Origin of the sequence: Marinobacter sp. F3R08 (genome assembly GCF_018860425.1) — a bacterium.
Taxonomy (GTDB): domain Bacteria; phylum Pseudomonadota; class Gammaproteobacteria; order Pseudomonadales; family Oleiphilaceae; genus Marinobacter.
Map to the genome: position 1 here is coordinate 1,172,043 of NZ_JAHKPI010000014.1, position 23,771 is coordinate 1,195,813.

General features: G+C 57.1%; 23 protein-coding genes. 11 read left to right on the forward strand and 12 right to left on the reverse strand.

Going from position 1 to position 23,771, the window contains the following annotated elements:
* Nucleotides 1-5: 5 nt before the first annotated feature.
* Together KO499_RS08445 and KO499_RS08450 are read right to left on the reverse strand one after the other, a co-directional pair.
* Nucleotides 6-695: a response regulator gene (locus tag KO499_RS08445; protein WP_215983250.1), complete on the reverse strand. Its 690-nt coding sequence runs from the start codon at nt 693-695 to the stop codon at nt 6-8.
* Nucleotides 692-2,317, reverse strand: coding sequence for an ATP-binding protein (locus tag KO499_RS08450; protein ID WP_215983251.1), 1,626 nt, complete (start codon nt 2,315-2,317; stop codon nt 692-694). Before KO499_RS08450 ends, KO499_RS08445 begins: the two co-directional genes overlap by 4 nt.
* 241 nt (nt 2,318-2,558) lie before the next feature.
* Here KO499_RS08450 and KO499_RS08455 point away from each other — a divergent pair, with 241 nt between their 5' ends.
* The 4 genes from KO499_RS08455 (at nt 2,559) to KO499_RS08470 (ending at nt 6,340) form a co-directional block, all read left to right on the forward strand.
* The gene (locus tag KO499_RS08455; RefSeq protein WP_215983252.1) at nt 2,559-3,536 is read left to right on the forward strand and encodes a Bug family tripartite tricarboxylate transporter substrate binding protein; all 978 of its coding nucleotides are present in this window, start codon (nt 2,559-2,561) and stop codon (nt 3,534-3,536) included.
* Nucleotides 3,533-3,979: a tripartite tricarboxylate transporter TctB family protein gene (locus KO499_RS08460; protein ID WP_215983253.1), complete on the forward strand. Its 447-nt coding sequence runs from the start codon at nt 3,533-3,535 to the stop codon at nt 3,977-3,979. Before KO499_RS08455 ends, KO499_RS08460 begins: the two co-directional genes overlap by 4 nt.
* Nucleotides 3,979-5,505 carry a tripartite tricarboxylate transporter permease gene (locus tag KO499_RS08465; protein ID WP_215983254.1) on the forward strand — a complete coding sequence of 509 codons (1,527 nt, stop codon included), beginning with the start codon at nt 3,979-3,981 and terminating at the stop codon, nt 5,503-5,505. Before KO499_RS08460 ends, KO499_RS08465 begins: the two co-directional genes overlap by 1 nt.
* Before the next feature lie 163 nt (nt 5,506-5,668).
* Nucleotides 5,669-6,340 carry an NAD(P)H-binding protein gene (locus KO499_RS08470; RefSeq protein ID WP_215983255.1) on the forward strand — a complete coding sequence of 224 codons (672 nt, stop codon included), beginning with the start codon at nt 5,669-5,671 and terminating at the stop codon, nt 6,338-6,340.
* Nucleotides 6,341-6,345: 5 nt separating this feature from the next.
* Here KO499_RS08470 and KO499_RS08475 read toward each other — a convergent pair whose 3' ends face one another.
* The 3 genes from KO499_RS08475 to KO499_RS08485 all read right to left on the reverse strand — a co-directional run bounded on the left by KO499_RS08475 (nt 6,346) and on the right by KO499_RS08485 (nt 10,316).
* Nucleotides 6,346-6,966: a LysE family translocator gene (locus tag KO499_RS08475; RefSeq protein ID WP_215983256.1), complete on the reverse strand. Its 621-nt coding sequence runs from the start codon at nt 6,964-6,966 to the stop codon at nt 6,346-6,348.
* A 139-nt stretch (nt 6,967-7,105) separates the two neighbouring features.
* A complete protein-coding gene (locus KO499_RS08480; RefSeq protein WP_215983257.1) occupies nt 7,106-8,776 on the reverse strand; it encodes a GMC family oxidoreductase in 1,671 nt (556 codons plus the stop codon).
* Between the two features lie 28 nt (nt 8,777-8,804).
* Nucleotides 8,805-10,316, reverse strand: coding sequence for a CoA-acylating methylmalonate-semialdehyde dehydrogenase (locus KO499_RS08485; RefSeq protein WP_215983258.1), 1,512 nt, complete (start codon nt 10,314-10,316; stop codon nt 8,805-8,807).
* Nucleotides 10,317-10,449: 133 nt separating this feature from the next.
* Here KO499_RS08485 and KO499_RS08490 point away from each other — a divergent pair, with 133 nt between their 5' ends.
* Nucleotides 10,450-11,361: a LysR family transcriptional regulator gene (locus KO499_RS08490; RefSeq protein ID WP_215983259.1), complete on the forward strand. Its 912-nt coding sequence runs from the start codon at nt 10,450-10,452 to the stop codon at nt 11,359-11,361.
* A gap of 43 nt (nt 11,362-11,404) precedes the next feature.
* Here the strand turns inward: KO499_RS08490 and KO499_RS08495 are convergent, their stop codons facing one another.
* Both KO499_RS08495 and KO499_RS08500 read right to left on the reverse strand, forming a co-directional pair.
* Complete coding sequence (locus KO499_RS08495) at nt 11,405-11,857, reverse strand: hypothetical protein (protein WP_215983260.1); 453 nt, start codon at nt 11,855-11,857, stop codon at nt 11,405-11,407.
* Nucleotides 11,858-11,972: 115 nt separating this feature from the next.
* Entirely contained in the window at nt 11,973-13,850 is a 1,878-nt protein-coding gene (locus KO499_RS08500; protein WP_215983261.1) for a methyl-accepting chemotaxis protein, read from the reverse strand.
* 93 nt (nt 13,851-13,943) lie between these two features.
* Between KO499_RS08500 and KO499_RS08505 the strand changes: the two genes are divergently transcribed.
* The gene (locus KO499_RS08505) at nt 13,944-14,720 is read left to right on the forward strand and encodes a TSUP family transporter (protein WP_215983262.1); all 777 of its coding nucleotides are present in this window, start codon (nt 13,944-13,946) and stop codon (nt 14,718-14,720) included.
* 15 nt (nt 14,721-14,735) lie between these two features.
* On the opposite strand, the gene KO499_RS08510 is transcribed toward KO499_RS08505, so the two are convergent.
* Nucleotides 14,736-15,401, reverse strand: a complete 666-nt coding sequence (locus KO499_RS08510; RefSeq protein ID WP_215983263.1) for a hypothetical protein — start codon at nt 15,399-15,401, stop codon at nt 14,736-14,738.
* Nucleotides 15,402-15,593: 192 nt separating this feature from the next.
* Here KO499_RS08510 and KO499_RS08515 point away from each other — a divergent pair, with 192 nt between their 5' ends.
* Nucleotides 15,594-16,250: a protein-L-isoaspartate(D-aspartate) O-methyltransferase gene (locus KO499_RS08515; protein WP_215983264.1), complete on the forward strand. Its 657-nt coding sequence runs from the start codon at nt 15,594-15,596 to the stop codon at nt 16,248-16,250.
* 24 nt (nt 16,251-16,274) lie between these two features.
* On the opposite strand, the gene KO499_RS08520 is transcribed toward KO499_RS08515, so the two are convergent.
* Both KO499_RS08520 and KO499_RS08525 read right to left on the reverse strand, forming a co-directional pair.
* Entirely contained in the window at nt 16,275-17,081 is an 807-nt protein-coding gene (locus KO499_RS08520; protein WP_215983265.1) for a DUF1338 domain-containing protein, read from the reverse strand.
* Complete coding sequence (locus KO499_RS08525; RefSeq protein ID WP_215983266.1) at nt 17,071-18,186, reverse strand: arginine N-succinyltransferase; 1,116 nt, start codon at nt 18,184-18,186, stop codon at nt 17,071-17,073. Before KO499_RS08525 ends, KO499_RS08520 begins: the two co-directional genes overlap by 11 nt.
* Before the next feature lie 117 nt (nt 18,187-18,303).
* Between KO499_RS08525 and KO499_RS08530 the strand changes: the two genes are divergently transcribed.
* Nucleotides 18,304-18,732, forward strand: coding sequence for an Lrp/AsnC family transcriptional regulator (locus tag KO499_RS08530; RefSeq protein ID WP_215983267.1), 429 nt, complete (start codon nt 18,304-18,306; stop codon nt 18,730-18,732).
* Between the two features lie 327 nt (nt 18,733-19,059).
* Nucleotides 19,060-20,742 carry an AMP-binding protein gene (locus KO499_RS08535; RefSeq protein WP_215983268.1) on the forward strand — a complete coding sequence of 561 codons (1,683 nt, stop codon included), beginning with the start codon at nt 19,060-19,062 and terminating at the stop codon, nt 20,740-20,742.
* A 125-nt stretch (nt 20,743-20,867) separates the two neighbouring features.
* Here KO499_RS08535 and KO499_RS08540 read toward each other — a convergent pair whose 3' ends face one another.
* Nucleotides 20,868-21,062, reverse strand: coding sequence for a hypothetical protein (locus tag KO499_RS08540; protein ID WP_215983269.1), 195 nt, complete (start codon nt 21,060-21,062; stop codon nt 20,868-20,870).
* Between the two features lie 130 nt (nt 21,063-21,192).
* On the opposite strand from KO499_RS08540, the gene KO499_RS08545 reads away from it, so the two are divergent.
* The gene (locus tag KO499_RS08545; RefSeq protein WP_215983270.1) at nt 21,193-22,092 is read left to right on the forward strand and encodes a LysR family transcriptional regulator; all 900 of its coding nucleotides are present in this window, start codon (nt 21,193-21,195) and stop codon (nt 22,090-22,092) included.
* Nucleotides 22,093-22,098: 6 nt separating this feature from the next.
* On the opposite strand, the gene KO499_RS08550 is transcribed toward KO499_RS08545, so the two are convergent.
* Nucleotides 22,099-22,806 (reverse strand): lysozyme-like domain containing protein, encoded by a 708-nt coding sequence (locus KO499_RS08550; protein ID WP_215983271.1) that lies wholly within the window; start codon nt 22,804-22,806, stop codon nt 22,099-22,101.
* A gap of 99 nt (nt 22,807-22,905) precedes the next feature.
* Here KO499_RS08550 and KO499_RS08555 point away from each other — a divergent pair, with 99 nt between their 5' ends.
* Nucleotides 22,906-23,736, forward strand: coding sequence for a DUF2059 domain-containing protein (locus tag KO499_RS08555; RefSeq protein WP_215983272.1), 831 nt, complete (start codon nt 22,906-22,908; stop codon nt 23,734-23,736).
* Nucleotides 23,737-23,771 lie beyond the last annotated feature (35 nt).

Consider the following 23,771-nt stretch of genomic DNA (forward strand, 5'->3'; position numbering starts at 1 on the left):
GGCGTTCAGATGGTTTGGACGCAGTACCGCCGTTCAGGGCGTCCGACACTTCCGTAGGTTACTTCGGCGGTCAGCTCTCCGGTGCCAACGAGGTATTCCAGGTAGCGCCTGGCGGTTGTTCGGGAAGCACCGATGGCGCCGCCCAGGTCTTCCGCACTGAAGTGGTTGCCGCTTGCCATCACCTCCCGGATCTTGTCCAGTGTCAGTGCATCAATGCCTTTGGGTAATCGCTGGTCTGTGGTGTGGGAGCTTTCACTTGCGCTTCTGGGAAGCAGTGCATCCACTTCTTCCTGTGCTACGTGGCGCAGTGCGGCAAGTCGTTCCATATGTTCCCGGTATCGATCAACCGCCTCCTGCAGACGTTCGAACACCAGAGGTTTAAGTATGTAGTCGAAAACGCCCCCCCTCAAAGCGCTGCGCAGGGTTTCGACCTCCTTGGCGGCAGTAATCAGGATAACGTCGCTGCCGCTATCCTCGGCTCGGAGCTCCCGGAGCAGGTCCAGACCGTTGCCATCCGGAAAGTAGACGTCCAGCAGAATGAGATCGGGTTCCATGATCTCTATCTGATCTCGGGCGTCGGCCAGAGTATGGGCGATGCCGCACAGTTCGACCTTCTCAAGGCGTTCAACGAACCGTCGCTGAATTTCAGCAATTTTCCGATCATCTTCCACGATAAACAGGCGAATGCTCGTCAAGGTTCGGATCTCCCCTCAGGCTTTTTCGGTAGGTACAGGGTGAATCGGCTGCCGCCCTCCGGAACACTCTCGACGGTTACAGAGCCGCCCCAGTGGTTGAGGAACTGCCGGACCAGGTGCAGCCCATAGCCACGGGCTTCGCCTTCCTTGCTGCTTACACCTTTCTCGAAAATCCTTTGCCGTTCCTGCTCAGGAATCCCGGGCCCCTGATCCTGAACCTCGAAAATCAGCTCCTGGCCAAGATCCGTCATAGACAGTTTGACCTGCCCGCCGGCACCCGAGTGCAGGCGTGTCGCGTCCAGGGCGTTGTCGATCAGATTACCGAGAACGCTGACCAGTTGATCCCTGGGCAGAACTGCGGGCAGATCGGCCATCTGACTGTCAGGATCTATGTCCAGCTGCAGCCCCATTTCCCTGGCCCGATTGTATTTGCCAAGCAGGCAGCCGGCGATGACCGGATCGGGCACGGCTTCCAGCAGCAGATGAATCAGTTCCTGATGATCGCTTACCTCGCTTCCGATCAGGCTCAGGGCTTCCTCATCGGCCCCGATCTGAATCAGACCGGCAATGGTATGCAGTTTATTGGAGTATTCATGGGTCTGGCTGCGCAGGGTGTCGGCGTATTGCTGTATGCGTGTGAGCTGGCGGCTTACCTGGTCCAGCTCGTCCCGCCGCCGGAAGCTGGCGACCACGCCAATGATCTCGTCGCCTTGTCGGACGGGCAGACGGTTGACGACCATTTGTCGACCTCGCAGCCAGATTTCCTGATCGAAATCCGGTTCGCCGGAGTCAAGCACTGACATCAGACTGCTTTCCGGCAAGACATTCAAAATGGGCTGGCCCGCGAGGGGCGTATTGGCGGGTAAATCGAGGGTTTCGTAGGCGGCACGGTTTGCGGTTGTGATTGTGCCTTCGCGGTTAACTGCAATGATTCCCTCGCGCACGGACTGCAGCGTTGCTTCCCGTTCCCGGAACAGGCGGGCGATTTCCTCGGGCTCGAGTCCAAAAATTGCGCGTTTGAAGCGGCCCGCTATAACGATTGCGGACAGGATGGTAACCAGCAGCATCAGCCCCACCACGCCGTAAAGCACGAAGTTGTAGCGGCGAATGGTGGCCTCGACCTGCACCAGACTGTAGCCAACAGAGACAATGCCGACAATTTCGCCGGTATCCGGTGCAATGACTGGCGCTTTGCCGCGCATGGATTCACCCAGACTGCCTTTGGCCCTCGCGACATAAGCCTCGCCGTCCACCAGGGCTTTCTGCCCGAAATCACCTTCGTCATCGCCCATGGAGTAACCGATGCGGGCGGGATCCGGATGGGCAAGGCGAATGGCTTTGTCATCACCGATAACAATGAAGAGCGCCTCATTGGTAGCGGCCATGTGTGTGGCAACCTGGCTCAGGCGTTGCACGTCCCGAGCTTGTACGCCCTGGATGACGACCGGGGCTGCAGCCACGGTTTTTGCGACCATGAGAGCGCGCTGACCAATTTCATCGTAAAGGGATTCACTGAGGTAGTAGCCGGCGAAGCCACCAATAAGAATGGTCTGTATGGCGCCAAGCAACCCCAGCGTCAGAATCATGCGCGTTTTAAGTTTGGTTTTTCGCAACACAGGCATGCAAGAACTTGTTGTCGTTTGGGTATCAGGGTACTGCATGATCGTCCGACATGCCCGTGATCAATATGAACAAAATGCGGTTAACGAATTTTAAACGCGTTACGTTCACAAGCTTCCGCGTCTCGGCTTTCACCTATTACCCTTCCGGCAATCACTCCTCTGGCCTGCCATAGCCAGGGACCCGGCCAACACGGTCCTGCCTCAGGGGTGGTCACAAAAACAAGTTATTGAGGTGACAACCATGTTTATCAAACGAACTCTGTCCTTTGTGGCGGCCGCGGCCGTCTCCATGTCTGCCATGGCCTGGCAGCCCTCCGGAAAAGTTGAATGTCTCGCACCGGCCGATCCCGGTGGCGGTTGGGATTTCACCTGTCGTAGCGTCGGCAATGTGATGCAGACTCTCGGTCTCGTTGAGGGCAGTGTCCAGACCGTCAATATGGCTGGCGCTGGAGGTGGTGTTGCCTACGCCCATACGGTGAGCAAGCGGGCCGAAGACAACAAGCTGCTGGTGGCGGCGTCCACCGCAACCACCACCCGTCTCGCCCAGAAGCAATTCCCGGGTATGGATGTAGAGATGGTGACCTGGGTCGGCGCACTGGGTGCCGATTACGGAATCATCGCCGTTGGCAAAGATTCTGAATACCAGAACCTGAACGATCTGATGGATGCAGTGAAAGCCAATCCCAAATCCGTCAAGTTTGCCGGCGGCAGTGCCCGGGGCGGCTGGGATCACCTCAAGGTGCTGATTGCGGCCAAGGCCTCAGGCGCCGACAAGCTTCCGGCTATTCCTTACCTTTCGTACAACAACGGTGGAGAAGCCATGACCCAGGTGGTCGGTGGTCAGGTGGATGCCTTCACGGGTGACATCTCCGAGGCGACCGGTTTTATGGAATCCGGCGACCTGAGAGTTATCGCGGTACTGGCGGATGAGCGTCTGCCTGGCAAGTTCCATGACATTCCTACCGCGAAAGAACAGGGTATTGATGCCGTTGGCCCGAACTGGCGTGGTTTTTACATGCCCAAGGGCGCGGACGAGGATGCCCAGAAGTACTGGGTCGACGCCGTGGATACCTTGTACGCCAGTGACGAGTGGAAGGAAGTCATGAAGAGCAACGGCCTGATCCCGTTCCATCCGCCGGCGAGCGAGTTTGACGAATTTGTCCGCAATCAGGTGAAGGATATTGAAACGCTCTCGCGTGAAATCGGGCTGCTGAAATGACAGGGCTCGGTGATCGCATCCTCGGCCTGGGCCTTCTGGTCCTCGCCGTTGCCTATGGCTGGGCCGCGCAGCAGTGGCCCGAGCCATTCGGAGGTGCCGAGACGGTTGGGCCGGAAACCTTTCCCACCATTCTAGCGGTTGTGCTGGCGGCGGGAAGCCTTTACCTGATGGTCAAGCCGGATCCTGATGCCCAGTGGCCACTCGGAAAATCCGCTTTTGAACTGGTGGTGGCTCTGGTCGTTCTGGTGGTTTACGCGCTCCTCCTGGAGCCGCTGGGTTTTGTCATTGCAACCACTCTGGCGGTCGGCACCCTGAGCTGGCGAATGGGGGCGGCTCCGAAGCCGGCTTTCATAACCGGTCTGTTGAGTGCTGTGGTGGTCTTCGTGTTGTTTAACTATGGCCTGTCCCTGAGTCTTCCGGCCGGCTTGCTGGAGGTGCACTGATGGAAACTCTTGGCTTTCTTATGGACGGGTTTGCGGTGGCCCTGACCCCGTACAACCTGATGTTTGCCCTTTTCGGTGCCTTCGTGGGCACGCTGATCGGGTGTCTGCCGGGACTGGGACCCGCCAACGGCGTGGCTATCCTGATTCCGCTGGCATTCACGCTGGGCCTGCCTCCGGAAACCGCGATGATCCTGCTGACGTCGGTTTATGCCGGTGCCATGTACGGCGGTCGTATATCGTCCATTCTGCTGAACATTCCGGGTGACGAGCCTGCGATGATGACCTGCCTGGATGGCTACCCTATGGCACAGAAGGGCCGGGCAGCTGACGCCCTGGCGGTCTCCGCCATTGCCTCCTTTGCCGGCGGGCTGATTGGTACTATCGGTCTGATCATGCTGGCCCCGGTGCTGGCGAAGTTTGCACTGACGTTCGGACCGGCAGAGTATTTCGCGCTCTTCCTTCTGGCGTTTGCCACTCTCGGTGGTATCACCGGAAAGAACCCTGTGAAAACCGTTGTGGCTGCAGCCCTGGGTATCATGATCTCCACAGTGGGAATTGATATCTCCACCGGTACCCAGCGTTACACGTTCGGCGTGCTTGAGTTGTATGAAGGTATCGACTTCATCCTTGCGATCGTTGGTCTGTTCGCCATCTCGGAGCTGCTGTTTTTCGTGGAATCCCGCATGGGACGTGGCCGCGACAAGATGAATGTCGGTAAGCTGACGTTGACCATGAAAGAGCTGGTTATGACCATCCCGACCCAGTTGCGCGGTGGTATTCTCGGCTTCATCTCCGGTGTGCTGCCGGGTGCGGGCGCTTCTCTGGGCAGCTTTATCAGCTACACCCTGGAAAAGCAGGTGGTTGGCAAGAAGGGCAAGTTTGGTGAAGGTGATATCCGTGGCGTAGTTGCACCGGAAGCCGGTAACAACGGCGCGTCTTCAGGGGCTCTGGTGCCGATGTTGACACTCGGTGTTCCGGGAAGTGGCACCACGGCGGTCCTGCTGGCGATGCTGATTTCCCTGAATATCACGCCAGGGCCTCTGATGTTCACCCAGAATGCAGATATCGTCTGGGGTGTCATTGCCGCCTTGCTGATCGGCAACGTGTTGCTGCTTGTACTCAACATTCCGTTGGTCGGTTTCTTTGTGAAGTTGCTGTCGGTGCCGCCGATGTATCTGCTACCCATTGTGACCATGGTAGCGTTCGTTGGTATCTATTCGATCAGCCACAGCACGTTTGATCTTTATTTCATGGTCGCTTTCGGCGTCGCTGGCTACTTCCTGCGCAAGCTGGAAATCCCCCTGGTGCCGATCATTCTGGGTCTGTTACTGGGGCCGGAAATGGAAAAGAACCTCGGGCACGCACTGGTGCTTTCCGACGGCGACTGGAGTGTGCTTTGGGAAAGTCCGCTGGCCATGGGCCTCTGGATCGTGGCTGGCCTGGGCCTGATTCTGCCTTATCTGGTTGGCCCGCTGCTTCGTCGGCGTATGAACGCCGCTATGAAAGAGAATCCGGTCAGCGACTGACCGCTCCCATCGGATGATCTGTTGTCAGTCTTGCACCGGGCCCGGCCCGGTGCTTTTTTTTTGGCGCTGCGCAATAGCCGCCGTGTCAGCAAGGGCGCCTGGATAGACCGGTTCTGGCGAGTCTTTGATAGGATAGAGGCAGATTCTCCGGGGAAACAGTGTTATGAGGGTGATGTTACTTGGTGCCACAGGCCTGACGGGTGGCAAGGTTCTGCAGGGATTGCTGGGCAGGGATGAGGTTTCCCGTGTGGTGGCACTGGTACGGCACAGACTGCCAACGCTCCACGACAAACTGGCGCAACAGGAAGTCGATTTTGATCGCCTGGAAGATCACTCCGATCTTTTCGATGTCGATGTGATTATTTGCTGCCTGGGAACCACCATCAACAAGGCCGGCTCACAGGGGCAGTTCCGCAAGGTGGATCTGGGCTACCCCGTGAGCGCGGCTGAGCTGGGCCGATCCCAGGGAGTACGGGCGTTTATCCTGATGTCCGCCATCGGTGCGTCATCGTCCTCCACCATTTTCTACAACCGGGTAAAGGGCGAGCTCGAAGATACCTTGCGAGACCTCGACTATCCCTACCTGTCCATTTATCACCCCAGTCTGTTGCTGGGTGAGCGGAAAGAGCAGCGCACCGCCGAGGCTCTGGGGGTCAAGGCAATGCCCTTGGTTAACCGCGTGCTGATTGGGCCATTGGACAAGTACCGGGCCATTGAGGCGCAAACGGTTGCCAGTGCGATGGTTAATGAGTCCTGCAGCCTGGTGCCGGAACCTGCCGCCGAGCGGGTAGTCCAGATTCGCGAATACGACGAGATTGTCCGGCTGGCCGGCTAAACCGGTTACTTCCCGTTCAGGATGCCAAGCACCAGTCGTCCTGCCAGCCCGAGGAGAACGGCGCCAAAAATGCGCTCAAACCAGACGGCCTTTTGCCTGAGCAGAGTCAGCCATTTCGGGTTGGAGAACAGCCAGGCGACGATCAGATACCAGGACGTATCGATGACCAGCGCCGTTGAGGCATAGCCGAATTTTGCCAGCAGGCTGGTATCAGTGCCGACCACCTGGCTGAACAGCGCGAGGAAGAATACGGCGATCTTCGGGTTGAAGAATGCAATCAGAAAGCCGTCCCGGGCTGCGCTTTTTGTGGTCGGGGGTTCCGGCAGTTCGCTATCCGTGTGGCCCTTGGCCATCAGTCCTTTCGCCCCGAGCCAGGCGAGATAGGCGGCGCCGCCCCACTGAAGTATTGCAAACGCTGTGGGGGAGGCGGTGATGATGGCTGCCAGCCCCAGGATGCTCAGAAACGCATAGATACCGACACCCATGCCGTGGGTCAGGGCGGTGATGACGCCATTACGGCGCCCGCCGGTGAGTGTCTGCTTGAGCACAAGCGCCAGCGAGGGGCCGGGCGACATGGCGCCCAGAATACAGATGGTGACAACGGCCAGCCAGGTGGCAAGCGTCATGACAGATACGTCCTTTGCCTACGAACAGGCCGCCGATTCTAGCACCTTGGCCGGTCTCAAAAACCTGGAAACTGCAACCAGTTCAGAGTCTGCCGTGGCTCAGCTGGTCAACTGATCAGGGAATGAACCCTGCGGCATCCTAGTCACCAGCCAGAATCCAGCGAGCTGCTTTCTCGGCGATCATCAGGGTGGGTGAGTTGGTGTTGCCGCTGGTAATGGTTGGCATCACCCCGGCATCCACCACGCGCAGCCCGGCGACACCCCGAACCCTCAGATGCGGATCAAGCACCGCCTGATCATCATCCGGGTGCCCCATGCGGGTGGTGCCCACAGGATGGAAAATCGTGGTGCCAATGTCTCCGGCCAGTTTGGCGAGTTCGTCGTCGGTCTGGTACTGCAGGCCGGGTTTGAACTCCTCAGGCTGGTACTGCATGAAGGCAGGCTGTTCAGCGATGCGTCGGGTTACGCGCAATGAGTCTGCAGCCACTTTCCGATCCTCCGGGGTACTCAGATAGTTCGGAGCAATCGCCGGTGGCTGCTTTGGATCATTGCTGCGAATTCGTACAGTACCGCGGCTGGTGGGGTTCAGGTTGCAGACACTGGCGGTGATCGCCGGGAAATTGTGCAGAGGTTGGCCAAAGGCTTCGAGACTCAGAGGCTGAACATGGTATTCAATGTTGGCGTGCTTGTACTCCTCGGAACTCCGGGTAAACAGGCACAGCTGTGACGGTGCCATGCTCATGGGGCCAGAGCGGGTCAGCAGGTACTCCAGGCCAATACGGGCTTTGCCGATCAGCGAGTTGGCCATGGTGTTCAGAGTAGTGACCCCGGTCACTTTATAAACGGAACGAATCTGAAGATGGTCTTGCAGGTTCTCACCAACACCGGGGAGATCGGCGACCACGTCAATGCCATGCTCGTTCAGAAGATCTGCAGGGCCAATTCCGGAGAGTTGCAGCAACTGCGGAGAGCCAATGGCTCCGGCACAGAGAATGACTTCCCGCTTTGCCCGGGCCGTCATTTCGCCTTCGCCAGGCCGTTCGACACGCACACCCGTGCAGCGGGGGCCAGTGCCGTCGGTCGCCGTCTCAAGGCCAAGAACCTGCGTTGAATGCCAGAGTGTCAGGTTGGAGCGCTTTTCGGCTTCCCGGAGGAAGGCTTTTGCGGTATTCCAGCGCCAGCCGGAGCGCTGGTTGACCTCGAAGTAGTCCACCCCTTCATTGTCGCCCCGGTTAAAGTCCCGGGTCCGGGGTATGCCGGCCTCGACGCACGCGCTGGCAAAGTCCTCGAGTACTTTCCACTTCAGACGCTGGCGCTCCACACGCCACTCACCACCATGGCCGTGATACTTCCGGTGCTCTGGATCGGCATCGCCGCCGTCATCCAGGCGACAATGATCTTCGTGGCGCATGAAGTCGGGCAGGCAGTTGTCCCATTTCCAGGCATCATCACCGGTAATATCGGCCCATTGATCGTAGTCCCTCGCCTGGCCGCGAATGTAGAGCATGCCGTTGATGCTGGAGCAACCACCCAGGGTTTTACCCCGGGGGTAGATCAGCGACCGGCCGTTCAGGCCAGGGTCCGGCTCGGTGCGGAAGCGCCAGTCGGTACGCGGGTTGTCAATGCAGTACAGATAGCCAACAGGTATGTGGATCCAGTGGTAGTTATCCCGGCCGCCGGCCTCAATCAGCAAAACCCGGTTTTCCGGATTGGCGCTCAGGCGATTGGCGAGCAGGCAGCCGGCGGTGCCGGCACCTATCACGATGTAATCGAACTCCGGGTGTCCCTGTGCATTCTTGTTGTCGGACATGGCGTTTTCTCCGCAGCGGATTCAGTTATTATTTTGCGGTAGGCATAACAAATTCTGCACCGGCATCGATGGAATCGGACCAGCGCTGCATGATGGATTTCTGGCGAGTGTAGAACTTCACGCCCTCTTCTCCATAGGCGTGGGTGTCGCCGAACATGGAACGCTTCCAGCCACCAAACCCGTGCCAGGCCATGGGGACCGGGATAGGCACGTTGATGCCGACCATACCTACCTGAATGCGGCGGCCGAACTCCCGGGCCACACTGCCGCTCTCGGTAAAGCAGCTGACACCGTTGCCGAACTCATGATCATTGATCAGGCGAATAGCGGTGCCGATATCCGGCACCCGAACGCAAACCAGAACAGGCCCAAAGATCTCTTCCCGGTAAATCGTCATGTCCGGGGTGGCGTGATCAAACAGCGTGCCACCCATCCAGAAACCATCCTTACAACCTTCGCCGGTGTTGGAGGCGTCAAACTCGCGGCCGTCCACAATCAGTTCAGCGCCCTCGGCCACACCCTTGTCAATGTAGCCGGTAATCCGCTGGTGTGCGGCGGCCGTGACAATCGGGCCCATTTCGGCGTCCAGCTGTTCGCCGTTTTTCACCTTCAGGGCACGGGTGCGTTCGGCCAGACGTGGCATGATCTTGTCCGCTACGTCGCCAACAAGCACTGCCACGCTGATGGCCATGCAGCGTTCGCCGGCACTGCCGTAAGCGGCGCCGATGAGGGCGTCTACTGCCTTGTCCAGGTCTGCATCGGGCATGACCACCATGTGATTCTTGGCACCGCCAAGCGCCTGGATCCGCTTGCCGTGTCTGGCGCCTTTCTCGTAGAGCAGGTTGGCAATCGGCGTAGAGCCGACAAAGCTCAGGGCCTGGACATCAGGATGTTCGATCAGGGCATTGACGGCGTCCTTGTCACCCTGAACCACATTGAACACACCGTCGGGCAGTCCTGCCTGTTTCAGCAGGTCGGCAATCATCAGAGAGGCGCTCGGATCCAGTGGGCTTGGCTTCAGGACAAAGGTGTTACCGGCAGCAATTGCAACCGGGAACATCCACATGGGCACCATTGCCGGGAAGTTGAAGGGCGTGACCCCGGCGACGACACCCAGGGGCTGGCGCGTAGTCCAGTTGTCGATGCCGGTGCTGACCTGCTCGGTGTAATCCCCTTTCAGCAACTGCGGAATACCGCAGGCGAATTCCACAATATCGATGCCCCGGGCCACTTCACCCTGCGCATCGGTGAAGACCTTGCCGTGCTCAGCGGTAATTGCCCTGGCCAGGTCGTCTTTGTGTCTGTTCAGCAGCTCCAGGAACTTGAACATCACGCGGGCGCGCCGGATTGGTGGGGTATCTGCCCAGGCAGGAAACGCGGCATCAGCAGCGGCAACGGCCTTGTTTACATCGGCTTGATTGGCGAGGGCAACCTGGCCAGTTACCTGGCCCGTGGCCGGATTAAAGACGTCCTGAGACTGGCTGGACGTGCCGGATGTTATTTCGCCATTGATATAATGCGAGATGCTTGCGTTAGTCATGGAATGCCTCAAGAAGCCTGATGTTTAATGATTAGTCATACAGCCTATGGATGCCCCGAGACCAAAGCAATTGAGATTTCTAAAATCAGAATATAAGATAAATTTATATCACATGCGCCTCAGAGAACTCCTTATGCACCCACTCCAGACCCTTCGGGCATTCGTTACCGTGGCGAGAGAAGGCAGTGTGTCCCGGGCTGCGACCCGTCTGCATCTGACCCAACCGGCGGTGAGTCTCAAACTCAAGCAGTTGCAGAACGAACTGGATCTGAAGCTGTTTCTGCGCAAACCCCAGGGGCTGGTTCTGACCCCGGATGGTCAGGCGCTTTTACCTTCTGCTGAGAAGGCCCTGGCGGCGGTGGCGGCCTTTGAGAAGAGCGCCCGGGCATTGCACAGTACCCTGAGAGGGCGTTTGCGGATTGGCACGATCGTGGACCCGGAGTTCATCCGTCTTGGCGCGTTTCTGCACCGCCTGGTGGAGCGGGCACCTCAACTTGAAACTGAACTGCGGCAGGGAATGAGTGGCAGTGTGTTGGAGCAGGTTCGTGATGGTCGGCTGGATGTCGGTTTTTTTCTGGCGCCGCCGGACCTGGGGCCCGGCGCTCTGGCGCCCGAAGTGGTCTTTCGGGAACTGACCCGATTTCACTATCATGTGATAGCTCCGGCGGGTTGGGAGTCAAGAATCCGATCTGCAGACTGGAGCGATCTGGCGGGCATGCCCTGGATAGTGACCCCTGAGAACTCGGTGCATCATCGATTACTCCGGGGAACCCTGGAACCGCTGGGCCTTTTGCCTCATGGCGTCGCTCAGGTCGACCAGGAAGCCTGCATGCTGGATCTGGTTCGCGCCGGCGTTGGCTTGAGTCTCGCACGAGATGCCCTGGCAATGACGGAGCGTCAGGAGCGTGGGCTGTTGGTGGTAGAGGGGATTCAGCTACCCTGTGCGCTGAGCTTTATCTGGCATCGTGACCGTCAGGATGAACCCCTGGTAGCAGAAGCACTGGAAGCCCTCGCCGGAGTCTGGAATTCGCCGGCGATTGCCTGAACCAGGGCAGCGGTAAATGACCACATGCGTGGGTAAAACAGAGTCAATCCGTGTTGAGGGTCGGGTAGACCGAGCGTGACAGGGTTGGTTGGCAGCCAACAACGTGCCGCGCCTGTTCGTGTGCGTGCAGGTACCAGCGCAGGCCTGGCTGGGTGAACGTATAGCCCGTGATGGGAAAGTCTGCCGTTTCCATGGTGGCCGGGATGGGGGAGCCGTTGGCGTGCCGATAAACGCAGCTGACGCCAAGAGTCAGGCTGGTTGACAGCGGTAGCTCAATGAAGCCGTCCTCTCTGACCAACGGTTCCTCGCCATTGATATTGATGATCTTCAGGCAGGGACCGTAGTGAACCCGGTCAAGATCATCAAGGTACTCGTTCAGACAGTGGCGGGCACTGAGATAAACCGAGTCTGAGTCCATTGCTGTTTCGGTCGGGGGGCGTGACTGACATCCCGAGAGTAGCAGCAACACTGAAACTGCTAGCAATGTGTGTTTCATGAGGACTCCTGCGCATAAGCTCGATGACCAATCCTGGAACGACTCGTCCAGCCTATGAGGTAAACCCGGCATAGTCCAGCAGGCTCGCCTTGTGCCCGTCTCTTTTTCAGAGCGTTTACAGCCGGAAGCCCTGGGAAGCCTCAGTCAGGGTGCTTACCTGGGAGGACAGACGCTCAACATGGGCATTGAGTTTCTGGCGAATGTCCGAGGTTTCGCGGGTGTGACCATGGATTTGTTCAACTTTCTGCGCGATCTCTTCGGTTGTGGTCGATATGCCCTCGACAGAAGAAACCACTTGATTCATATCTCCTGCCAGTTGCTGGACAGACCCGGTGATCTGCTCGATCGACTTCGCAGCCTCTTTCGAGCTTTCCTCACCTTCGCCTGCGGAGTTAAGCCCCTCTTTCATCAGCTGGGATATGGCCAGGGTTTCACGATTGAGCGAATCCACGATGTCAGCGATGCCATTGGTTGCAGACACCGTTTTCTCCGCCAGCGAGCGCACTTCATCTGCAACGACTGAAAAACCTCTGCCGGCCTCTCCGGCCCTGGCCGCCTCAATGGCGGCATTGAGTGCCAGCAGATTGGTTTGCTCGGCCAGGCCATTGATTACGCCGACAATGGAGTTGACCTTCTCGCCGGTTTTGTTCAGCTGGGTTACCTGATCGTGGGTTTTCTGAATCCGCTCTGCCAGCTCGGTCATGGTTTTCGCGCTTCGCCTGACGACCTCGGCTCCGGAATGGGCCGCACCGTTGGCGCTCTGAACCGCGTCATTGACTGACTGTGTGTACTGGGCGATATCTACAGCGGTGTGTGAGATTTCCTGAACCGCAGTGGCAGTTTGTTCGGTTTCATCTTCAACCTTTTCTCCATTTTGCTCCATCTGATCAATGAGCGCGTCCAGTTCAGCCTGAAGCCCGGACAGCGTCCGATTGCCCTCGACCACCTGGCCGATTACATCGGATACATCGTCCAGCATTTTGTTGGTCGCCTGTCCCAGCCGATTGAACTCATCATTCGTATTGCGCCCAGGCACGAGGCGCTGGCTAAGATCACCGCCGGCGACATGGGTAAGCAGATTGACCGTTTCATTGAGTCGCCTTACCAGGGTTCTGGACGCGGTTGTCAGCGTTATTATCAGAATGGCAAGAACCACGGTCGCAGTTGCAATGATCAGCCAGGTCGAGGCTGTCCGGGCTTTCTCAGCCTGCTGGCTGGCGGCCACGATAATGTCCTGCCGGAGCAACTGGTTCTGTTCGGTAATCAGGGTGCGAATTCGGATGCCGGTGGCCGCCAGCCGGGTTTCGATGGCAGACAACGAGCCGATCAGCGTCTCAGCTTCAGAAAACGCTTCGTCGAACGTCTGGACTGCCTTACCGATGTCGATTTCCTGCCAGTCCATCTCTGCGACGGTTGCCTGCATTCGCGCCAGTGCCTCTCGGGTCGCCTGTGCATAGGATGCGTTGAACGTGGACAGAAAATCCCGGTAGTTGGCGGAGATGATGTTGATGTCGTCGTTAAAGATCGAGATGCTGATTTTTCGCAGTCTGTCATCAATAGCGGCGGACATTGCCGCTTTCAGCCCGTGTGATGAGGTAAGGCCCAGTTCCTGGTTCAGGGCCAGCCATTCGGTGCGAAGTCGGGTATACTCTGCAACCTGCTCGTGGATTTGTTGCGCAGCGGTTTTAACCGCGTCGCCTGCAAGGACTTCGGCTGATTGGCTGAGCGCAGCTGCCTGGGATGTGAGTGAGACCAGTTGCTCCTGATAGTTTTCAACCTGATCTGGCTCAAGGCTCCCGCTGCCCCGTTCCAGTGCCAGCCAGTCGTTGAGAAGGGTAAGGGAAGCGGATTCGTAGGCCTGAGCCTGGCCGCGCGCTTCATAAGCGTCTGATACCCTGCCGAGTCCGCTCAGCGAAGCCAGGGTGGCAACTGCCAGACCAGCCAGCGTGGCAACAATCAACAGCATGAACTTCTGTTTCCAGGACAGAGCCATCAATATTCTCCGGACAATGTTGTTTTTCTTCTTAACTGTCTGAGTGGCGGACAGTTACGGAAAGATACCGGTCTTTTTCACAATTGGGAATCCATGTCTGATCTTGCGATTTATCAATACCTGCTGATTGCCCTCATCTTTATCTGGAGCGGTTTTGTCCGGTCCGGGCTGGGTTTCGGTGGCGCCGTTCTGTCATTGCCATTTCTGTTGCTGGTGCTTGATCAGCCACTGGTCTTCTTGCCGATTATTGCTGTCCACCTTCTGGTGTTCTCGTCACTGACTATCTGGATGAACAATCGCACCGTGGCCGGAGAGCAACGAACAGCAGGCTCTGGAACCGTTGACTGGCAATACCTGTGGCGGATTCTTGGCATTATGATTGTGCCCAAGTTGATTGGAGTCTTTGGCCTTATCACCATGCCCGCCGATATCCTGAGTGCCATTATTTTTGTGATCGTGGCGCTTTATTCGGTTTCCTACATCATCAACCGTCCGTTCCGCAGCGGCAGCAAAGCGGTGGATGCAATATTCCTGATGGTGGGAGGGTACATCAGTGGCACATCCCTGATCGGCGCACCTCTGATCATTGCGGTAGCCGCACAGCATCTCCCGAAAGAAAAGCTTCGGGATACCCTGTTTGCACTCTGGTTTATCCTGGTGCTGATCAAGATGGCGGCATTCATCTGGGCCGGTGTGGACCTTCAGCTTATCCACCATCTGTGGTTGCTGCCATGTGCTGCGATTGGTCATGTCATCGGACTCTACGCCCATGACCGCATCCTGCGGGCCGAAACCCCAGTGTTTTTCCGGCTGCTGGGGGCGGTACTGCTGGTAGTAAGCAGCGTCGGCATTGTCAGCGTGTTGTGGTGAGTCGGGCGGCAGGCCTCAGCCCGTTCGCCCGAACACCCGTTCAAAGAAGCCTACTTCCCGGACATCAGGTATCGGAAGATTATCGACGTCTTCCATCGCCTTTCGCCAGAATTTGTCCGGTTCATCCAGGTGGGCCACTTTCGCCCGTTCCTCGCGGCTGTAGTGATTGTGTTCCCCGCTAATACCCTCAGCTATCAGTTCCTGGGCCCAGAGATATATGGCCGCCCGTACCGTTCTGAGCAAGCGGCCGTACACTTCGCGACTCAGGTTAATGGCCAGTTCGGCGGTCAGGTTGATCTGCTTCTGTAGTGTCGCCATTTCCTCTTTATCCAGAAGCACCCGATTGCCATTGCCCTTCTTGCAATTCACGCAGACCTTTTCGAGGGCTTTTATGCCGTCGAGCAGATCCATGTATCCGAATGATTTCTTCTGTTGGTCGTCGACTGGTGCAGGAATCCAGCCATATTGAGGCGATTTGGCTACGATGTGTCCATGCAGTTCACGACGGTAGGGCGGGGCGGCCTCAACGTCCTGATAGCCGTCAAATTCGGTGCGCAGCCAGGCGGCCATTTTCCGGTGGCGAAGCATCATGGCCAGGGTGATGGCTGAGGGTATGATCCCTTCGAGCAACTCTGCAGAATCCTGCGTGCGCTCGTCGAGATGGTTAACGGATGTCGACATTTCTCCTCCTCGGCAACGGGATTGCCGGTACCTCTCCCCGTTGTCCGTTTTTTTGTTTTTGGTGTTGGATGGTTTTATCTGTCATTGCCGGTGAATGGAAAGTAGTCAGATAATGCCGTTATCGCCGTTGTAAAAAAGTTACTGCTTTGTAACGGCCAGTAAGCAGTCGGATCACTGACAGGATAAGAAACAATGGATCAGGATGATTGCGCTTCGTTGCAAAGGGCTTCGATGGTGGACTATCAACTCCGTGCCCGGGGTATCCAGTCGCCAAAGGTACTTGAGGCTATGGGGCAGGTGGCCCGGGAACGGTTTGTGCCAGCCAGGTTGCGAGACTGTGCCTATGATGATGGTCCGCTGCCAATCGGGAGCGGGCAAACCATTTCACAGCCCTACATTGTGGCGCTGATGACAGAAGCTCTCGAGCTGGAGGGTGGAGAAACGGTTCTGGACATTGGTACCGGCTCGGGCTACGCGGCTGCGGTGCTCGGTTGTATTGCCGGAGAGGTGTTCAGCATTGAGTGGGTGCCGGAACTGGCAGAACGGGCCAGCAGGGTTCTTGCTGCCGAAGGCTTCGGTAATATCAAGGTTCGTTGCGGCGATGGCACGCTGGGCTGGCCCGGGCATCAGCCCTTCGATGGCATTGTAGTGGCGGCTGGTGCGCCTGCGGTTCCGGATTCGCTAAAGTATCAACTGGTGGTTGGCGGGCATCTGGTGATTCCGGTAGGCCCGGAACAGTCCACGCAGTCGCTGAGGCGCATTACCCGGCTGGCGGAAAACGAATTCAGAACAGAAGATCTGGGCGCAGTCCGTTTTGTCCCCCTGCTGGGTGAGCAGGGGGGGGCGTGATCGTCAGCTCGGGCGCTTGCCAGATCAGCTACCGGCGTTTGTGCTCTCGAAAATCTTATCGGCAGATGCTGCGACGAACCCGGAATAAAGCTGACCATCCGGCTTCGGATAACGCAGGGCAAACTCGTAGAAACAGCTCGGTATAGTCACGGTCTGATCAGAAAAGGCAACAGGCACCCGGTCGGCCATGGTTGAGGACTGCTCCAGGAGGTCTGCCGGCGATCCCTTCACTTCCCCGCCAGAGCTGTTCACCGTGTAGTCGTGATCTTTCAGTAACTGGTTAACGTCCGGCACCGTCCGGAACTGTTCCAGATGATTAATGCTGACGGTGAAGTGATTCGCGCGATAGCCCCAGGCCGCCATCCATGCTGCGTATTCACTTTCCGCCAGGAGATCGCGATAGGTGTTGTATTCGATCTCCCAATGGCGCCCCGAATACAGGAAATTATCGGCAGCAACCGCTTCCGGATTTACCTGGGCCACCAGATTCTTTACTACAGATTGCAATGCCGGCGAGCATTGCTCAACAAGCAACTCGGATATGAAAACCTTGGGAAGCTTTCCTGAAGGATGCTCGTAGTGGCGTGCATACAGTTTTTTGGCCTCAAAATGATATTCGCCACCCTGCTGGTAGCCGAGGCTGACGAAGTGCTTGGCCAGAGCCTCGAGGCGAACCGGGTCCAGGTTGAAGGTGCGAAGGGCAATGTGGTCGTTGACGATTGCCTGCCCCTCTTCGGCTCCCAGGATTTTGTGAATGCGTTCGGCAGAAGGAGTTACCTGCCGGTAGGCGTCCCAGAGCCGGGCAAACAGGATGTCCGGGTCAGTATGCATAGCGAATCTCCTCAATAGCTGGTTTCTGGCGCGGTTGCGGCTTGGATTGCGTGTTGCCCGGAGCCAGTGGCAAGCAGCAGACCGGACTATTGTTGTCCAGACGCAGATGCTCGGCCAGTTGTTCTGTCAGTGGCATGCCTGGCGTTTCGACGTCCGGCCAGGTCTGGTCGATCACTGTGGCCCTGAACTCTGAACAATTGGCATTGGCAACTATAGTGGATCGGCCGTCTTCTCTCGCCACGTTCGCCGGTTGCGGGGTCCTTGCCTGAAGCCGGGCGCTGGTCAGAAAGGTCTCGCGAACGCTGGCGATCTCTGACCGTGGGCACTCCAGTGTTGGTCCGCCATCCAGAAGGTCCACGAAGCCCTGGTGACGAAAACCTTCCCGTTCCAGCATATATCGGGCCGGACGGGTGTCTTCATGAACCTGACCGATCACGGCCCTTGCGGCGTCCGTCATGTCTTGTGTCCACAGTGGCGTGGAGGGGATGCATTCTTCAATGAAATCACTGTGCATGCAACCGATCCGTTGTGTTGCCGACAGGAAGTCGAGATCCGCCACGCGATGCTTCAGCCAGTCCCAGAAAGGAGACTGACCGGTATGATCTGAAACGCCGCGCATTTCGGCAATGACGGTGTCCGCAAACCGCTCCGGATGGAGGGCCATGAACAGGAAACGCACCCGGGACAGCAGTTTTCCGGCGTTGGCCCGGCGAAATCCTGGCCGCAGGTAAAGTGAACAGATCTCCGTGCAGCCGGTGTAGTGCTGGCACCGGGTCAGGGTTTCCTCTGTACGTCGACTGCCCGGTGTGCCGGTGTGGTGAATAACGGCATGGCGACGAAAGTGGACGAGCGGGCGATGAAGTCCGGCCGAGGCTTCTATTCCCGTGGTACCCATGATTTCTCCTGTCGCCTCGTCTTCCAGAACGAAAAGGTAATGCTCATCGAGAGGTTGGGTAATGGCGCGGGCGAAGCTGTCGACGGAATGATCAATCTTTCGGCTCAGGGCATCGCGATCGGGCATCAGGGAGGTAAAGCCAGGTCCGGATTCGAGCGCGATCTGCATCAGTTCATCCAGATCACCTGGGGTAATGGGTCGAATTATCATGGCGAGCGTCCTGAGCGTTGTTTCGGCCCAGTATGAAAGTGCTTGATACCAGATTGGAGCTGCGTAATGATCGAATTGATCTATAATTTAAGCAAAATGAATAATGGAATAGGCAAAATGATCAATTCTCAGGACCACCGACTGTTAATGCTGCTGAGGCAGAATGCCCGGGCCAGCATTACGGATCTTGCACGGGCCATGCATGTATCCCGGTCAACGGTCCAGAACCGTATTGCCCGACTGGAAGCCAGCGGAGTCATCCGGGGTTACTCGGTACAGCTGGGGGGGGAATATTCGGCCGCTCAGGTCGAGGCTCATGTGTCGATCAAGGTTTTCCAGAAACTGACCGGCCGGACGAACACAGCGCTGGAGGGCATCAGCCAGGTGACGCAGCTGTTTTCAGTCAGCGGAGAATACGATCTGATCGCCATCGTGCAGGCCCGGTCCCTGGAAGAACTGAGCGCAATCCTGGATGACATCGGCAACCTTGAGGGGGTGGAGCGCACCAACTCGGCTGTGGTTCTGGAAACCCGGTTTCGTCGCTAGCCTGTCAGGCTCCCAGCAAACCGGCATAGGCGCAATAAATAAAGGCTGCTGAGCCCGCCAGAATAACGCCCCAGGCAGGAAAAATCAGGGAAGAGCGAGTCGATGTTCTCATAGTCACCTCCGACAGTATTGGAACTCTTACGTCGCTGCTTTCAGCGTAGATCAAAGTTGACGAATGTCACGAGAGCGTTTGGAAGGCTTCTTCCAAACGGTGAGTGTGGCCCATTGTTCCGGCACTAAATGCTATTGAGAGAGTCTGAAATGTCGCTATGATGAATCAGGCTGAATACCTGAAATGCGCAGTACAATAACAACAAGGAGCCATGTATGGCGGTAGATCCCCGAAAGCAGACATCAATCCATTGTCTTTACTACTGGGCAGAGGAGACTCCTGATAACGTTTACCTGACCCAACCCTATCCCGATGGCCATGTTGAGGACATCACCTGGAAGCAGGCCGCTGACCAGGTATCCCGAATGGCGGCTTACCTGAACAGCCTGAAGCTGCCCGAACCATGCAACATCGGTATCCTCGGCAAGAACAGTGCACACTGGATTCTGGCCGATCTGGCGATCTGGGCGGCCGGCCATGTTTCAGTGCCGCTGTATCCCACCCTCAATGGTGAAACCGCCGCCTACGTTCTGGAACATAGTGAGGCGAGGCTTCTGTTTCTGGGCAAGCTCGACGGTACTGCGGATGGCTGGAATGACATCAAAGGCCACGTCCCGGAGGATTTGCCGCTTATTTCCCTGCCTATGTCACCGCGGAACGATACGCCGACCTGGCTTGATCTTGTGAGTCAGCACGAACCGGCTGCCCCCAAGCTGCCGGATCCGGATACGCTGGCCACGATTGTTTATACCTCCGGCAGCACGGGCCGACCCAAGGGCGTGATGCACAGTTTCCGCACCATGATTTCGGTTGCAGACGGTTTGCAGCAACTGTTCCCGGTTTCCTCCGACGAGCGGATGCTGTCCTATCTGCCTCTTGCCCATGTGGCTGAACGGGCTGCGGTAGAGACGCAGTCCCTGTATTACGGCTTCCACCTTTACTTCGCGAATTCTCTGGACACCTTCCAGGAGGATCTGCAGCGGGCGCGGCCGACGCTGTTTTTCTCGGTCCCGCGGCTGTGGATGAAATTCTACCTTGGGGTAAACTCCAAGCTACCGCCAAAGAAACAGAAGCTGTTGTTTAATCTACCGATTATCCAGGGCTTGGTGAAAAAGAAAGTTCTGAAGCAGCTGGGGCTGGATCATTGTCGGGCAGCGATGACCGGGGCCGCGCCGCTGTCAGCGGATATCGTCAATTGGTATCGAAATCTGGGTCTGGAATTGCTGGAAGTGTACGGGATGTCCGAGAACTTCGGTTATTCCCACGCCAATCGCCCCGGGCAGGCAAGAGCAGGCACTGTCGGTATGGCCAATCCGGGAGTAGAACATCGCATCGGCGAGGGCGGAGAAGTCCAGGTGAAAAGCCCGGGGCAGATGCTGGGGTATTACAAGAATGAGGAAAAAACGAAAGAAGATCTCACCGAGGATGGTTTCCTGAAAACCGGAGATATGGGTGAAATTGACCGGGATGGCAGTTTACGGATCACCGGGCGGGTAAAGGATCTGTTCAAAACATCCAAAGGCAAGTATGTGGTTCCCGTTCCCATCGAAAACCGCTTTAATCATCCCAAGGCGGAAGTGGTCTGTGTAGCCGGTGCCAACCAGCCGCAGCCGTGCCTCATGATTCTGCTTTCTGAAGAGGCCAGGGATGAACTCGAAGCGGGGGGCGATCGTGGAGCGCTGGAGCAGGAACTCGCGGCCGAACTGGATGCAGTGAACGCGGAGTGTGAGTCGCACGAAAAAGTGGCCTTCGTGGTGGTGGTTCGGGAACCCTGGACCATGGAGAACGGGATGTTGACGCCGACCATGAAGATCAAGCGAAATGTGATTGAAGACTTCTACAATCGCAAAATGGATGATTGGTTTGGACAGAAAAAGAAAGTCGTCTGGGAGTTCTGATGATTATCTGATGACCTGAAGCAAAACGCCGGAGGTTCCCCTGGGAGCCTCCGGCGTTTTCAATTTCTTTGCTTCTGTTTCCAGTCTGAGCGGTCTGCCCGCTCATAACAGCTGCGGATGGCGACTTAGTGACCGCCCTGCATCTGGCCCATGTCCGGTGCAACATCTGCTGCTTTCCGGTTAAAGCTCCGTATCTTGCGACTGAAAAACTGTACCGCCTGCTTTGCCGCAGCACGGGTATACTGGCGCCTGACCTCAGCACTGTTGTGGAGGATACTGGACGGCAGCGGGTTTACGGTTGCGATATGGTTCTGAGTCATAGCGCCTTCCTCCTTTTTATCGGGTGGATTAATTAGCGATCTACCTTTAACTTACATCATATTCTAGGGGTTCTTATTTGCAGCTTGAATACGTTAAAATCCGTACTCACGTTGCAAATATGCAGTAACTATGGACTGGGATTATCTTCGATATATACGTGCTCTGGCAATAGGCGGAACGCTTGCAAAGGCTGGAGAATTGCTGGGCGTGCACCAAACGACCGTTCTCAGGCGGCTCGACCAGATGGAAGAGTCGTTGGGTGTTCAGTTTTTCGAGCGTAACAGAGACGGATTACAACTCACCCCGGTGGGTGAAACCGCATTCCGGGAGGCTGAGCGGCTGGCTGTCGAGATGGAGAATCTCGAGCGCAAGCTGATAGGGCAGGACGCGGCGCCAGTAGGTAAAGTCCGGCTGGCGGCCGAGGACGTCATGATGAATGAGCTGCTGAGCCCTATTCTCGCCGAACTGGTCCGGGAGTTTCCGGACATAGAGCTGGAAATACTGACGGACAATGATGTGGCTAACCTCAGCCACCGGGAAGCAGATCTGACGCTGCGTTCCGAGAACAAGCCCCAGGCCACTCTGGAAGGTGAGCGGATTGCCGCCGTCGAATCCGCGGTCTATGGGGCTGCCCGATATTGCCGCCGGCACCGCAATATGGACATTGTGAACCATCCGGAAGGCTGCCTCTGGATCATACCCGATGAAACCTTCAGCCACCTGGCAACAGGCCGCTGGTATCGCAAACATCTGAAGAACGTGACTTCGTTCATTCGCTGCAACAGTTTGCAGTCCATGCAGGCCCTGGCAAAAGCCGGTGCCGGCCTTGCCGTTTTGCCGTGTTACCTGGGAGAGGGGGTTCGGGAACTTCGTCGCCTCTCCGATCCACTGGAAGGCGAGAGTGTCGATCTTTGGTTGCATGTCAGCCAGGACACCCAGCAGATGGCCCGCGTCCGCATCGTTATGGAATTCCTGGTTGAGCGTTTGCAGGCTCTGGAACCACAGTTCGAGATCACCACCACGTTCTAGCGTGTGTTAGCTGCACAATGGCCAGACCTGATACCAGCGCCAGCACTGAAACTCCTGCTCGCAGGCGTTCAGTTGATTGTCGTAACGGAAGGCCCGGGTCTGTACCCGGGAGGCAAGATTCATGACCGCCGGTTTCTGTTCAAAACTCTTTCGGGCGTAGCCGCCGCGGCCCTCATGGTAAGCAAGATAGAGCTGCCTGGGAGCGGAGTAGGAAATGCCGAGATACCGGTGGCTGAGCTGGTTATACCAGCCGACGAAATCCAGCGCATGGGCCATGTCGGTTCGGACGGTGAACCAGCCGTCACCATTGGCCTGCAGGTATTCCTGCCAGGCCGGGTCAAGCGCCTGGGCATACCCATAGGCGGTGGTCGGTCTGGTCCATGGGATAAATCCCCAAAGCAGGGTTCTTGGAGGGCGGGCATGACTGCGGAACGACGATTCGTAGTACACAAACGCCATCTGGGTTGCAATGGGGGTGCCCCAGCGCTTTTCGGATTCGCTGGCGTAGTCGTACCAGGCCGGATGTTCCCGGAATATTTCGCAGAGATTCTCCTGGTTGGCAGGAGGGTCCGGTGCCAGCAAACTGAAACGCAAAGTGGCCCAGGTTCCCATCAGTAACCCAAGCAGCGGCAGCCCGTACCATCGGGCCCGGCTTCGCCAGACGTTGATGGCTGTCCGCCGGCGTCTTTTGTGTCGATGCGTTTTCTTTCGCATTCCTACCAAACTGTCATCTCAAGGGGGCGGTGATTGCTTGCTGCCTGTGTTTCGCCCATGGCATAAGGGACGCAACACTATGTTCTGGATGATAGGTAGATGAAGCAATTTTCCCTAATTAAACCTCTTTTAGTCACAACATTGCTGTTCAGCGGCGCGATACAGGCGGCGCCGGATGCCCGCCAGGTACTGGCGGTTTCACCGGTTGACGATATCGTGGCCCACTATCCGGCCATGATGAGCCAGGGGATTCGCGAAGGCCTGATACAGAGTGAGAAGTTGTCGCCCATGATGGCCAATACCATCGGTAACCTGGTGGGCAGCAGTTTCAGTGCAGAAGAGATTGAACAGCAGATCATTACCAATCTGCAAGCCAGCCTGACGAGCTCTCAGCTTCAGGCTGTCCATGACTGGTATGAGACGCCTGTGGCAAAGAAGATTACCGCCGCTGAAATCGTCGCTTCAATGCCCTCGGAGTGGGAGAAAGTCCGGGCCCGCGCTGCGGAACTGAACCGACAATACAAAGGTACTCTCAAAGCGGACATGTTTGATCGGTTCGATCGCGCTGCCCGGGCAACGGAAACTGCCGTGGACACAACGATCGCTGTCCAGCTCGGGCTGGCCAGTTCGATGGCCGCCTTCAGCAGCGATTCGGCCAATCACGAGGAGCTCCGGCAACGTATTGAAAGCCAGCGGGGTGCGCTCAGGGGAATTGTTGGTCAGCAGGTTTTCGACAGTTATCTGTACACCTACGAGAATATAGGTGCCCAGGAGATGGATCTTTATCTCAGCTTTCTTGAGAGTTCTGCCGGAACGGCTTTCTCAAACGTTGTTACTGACAGCATTCAACGGGCGATTACCGAGCCGGTTGAACGTATCGGCAAGCAGGTGTCGGGGTTTCTCAGTCCGGATTCACCTGCTGCCCAGTGACTCCCGGGAGCGCGTGTCAGGCCTCATTTTGCATG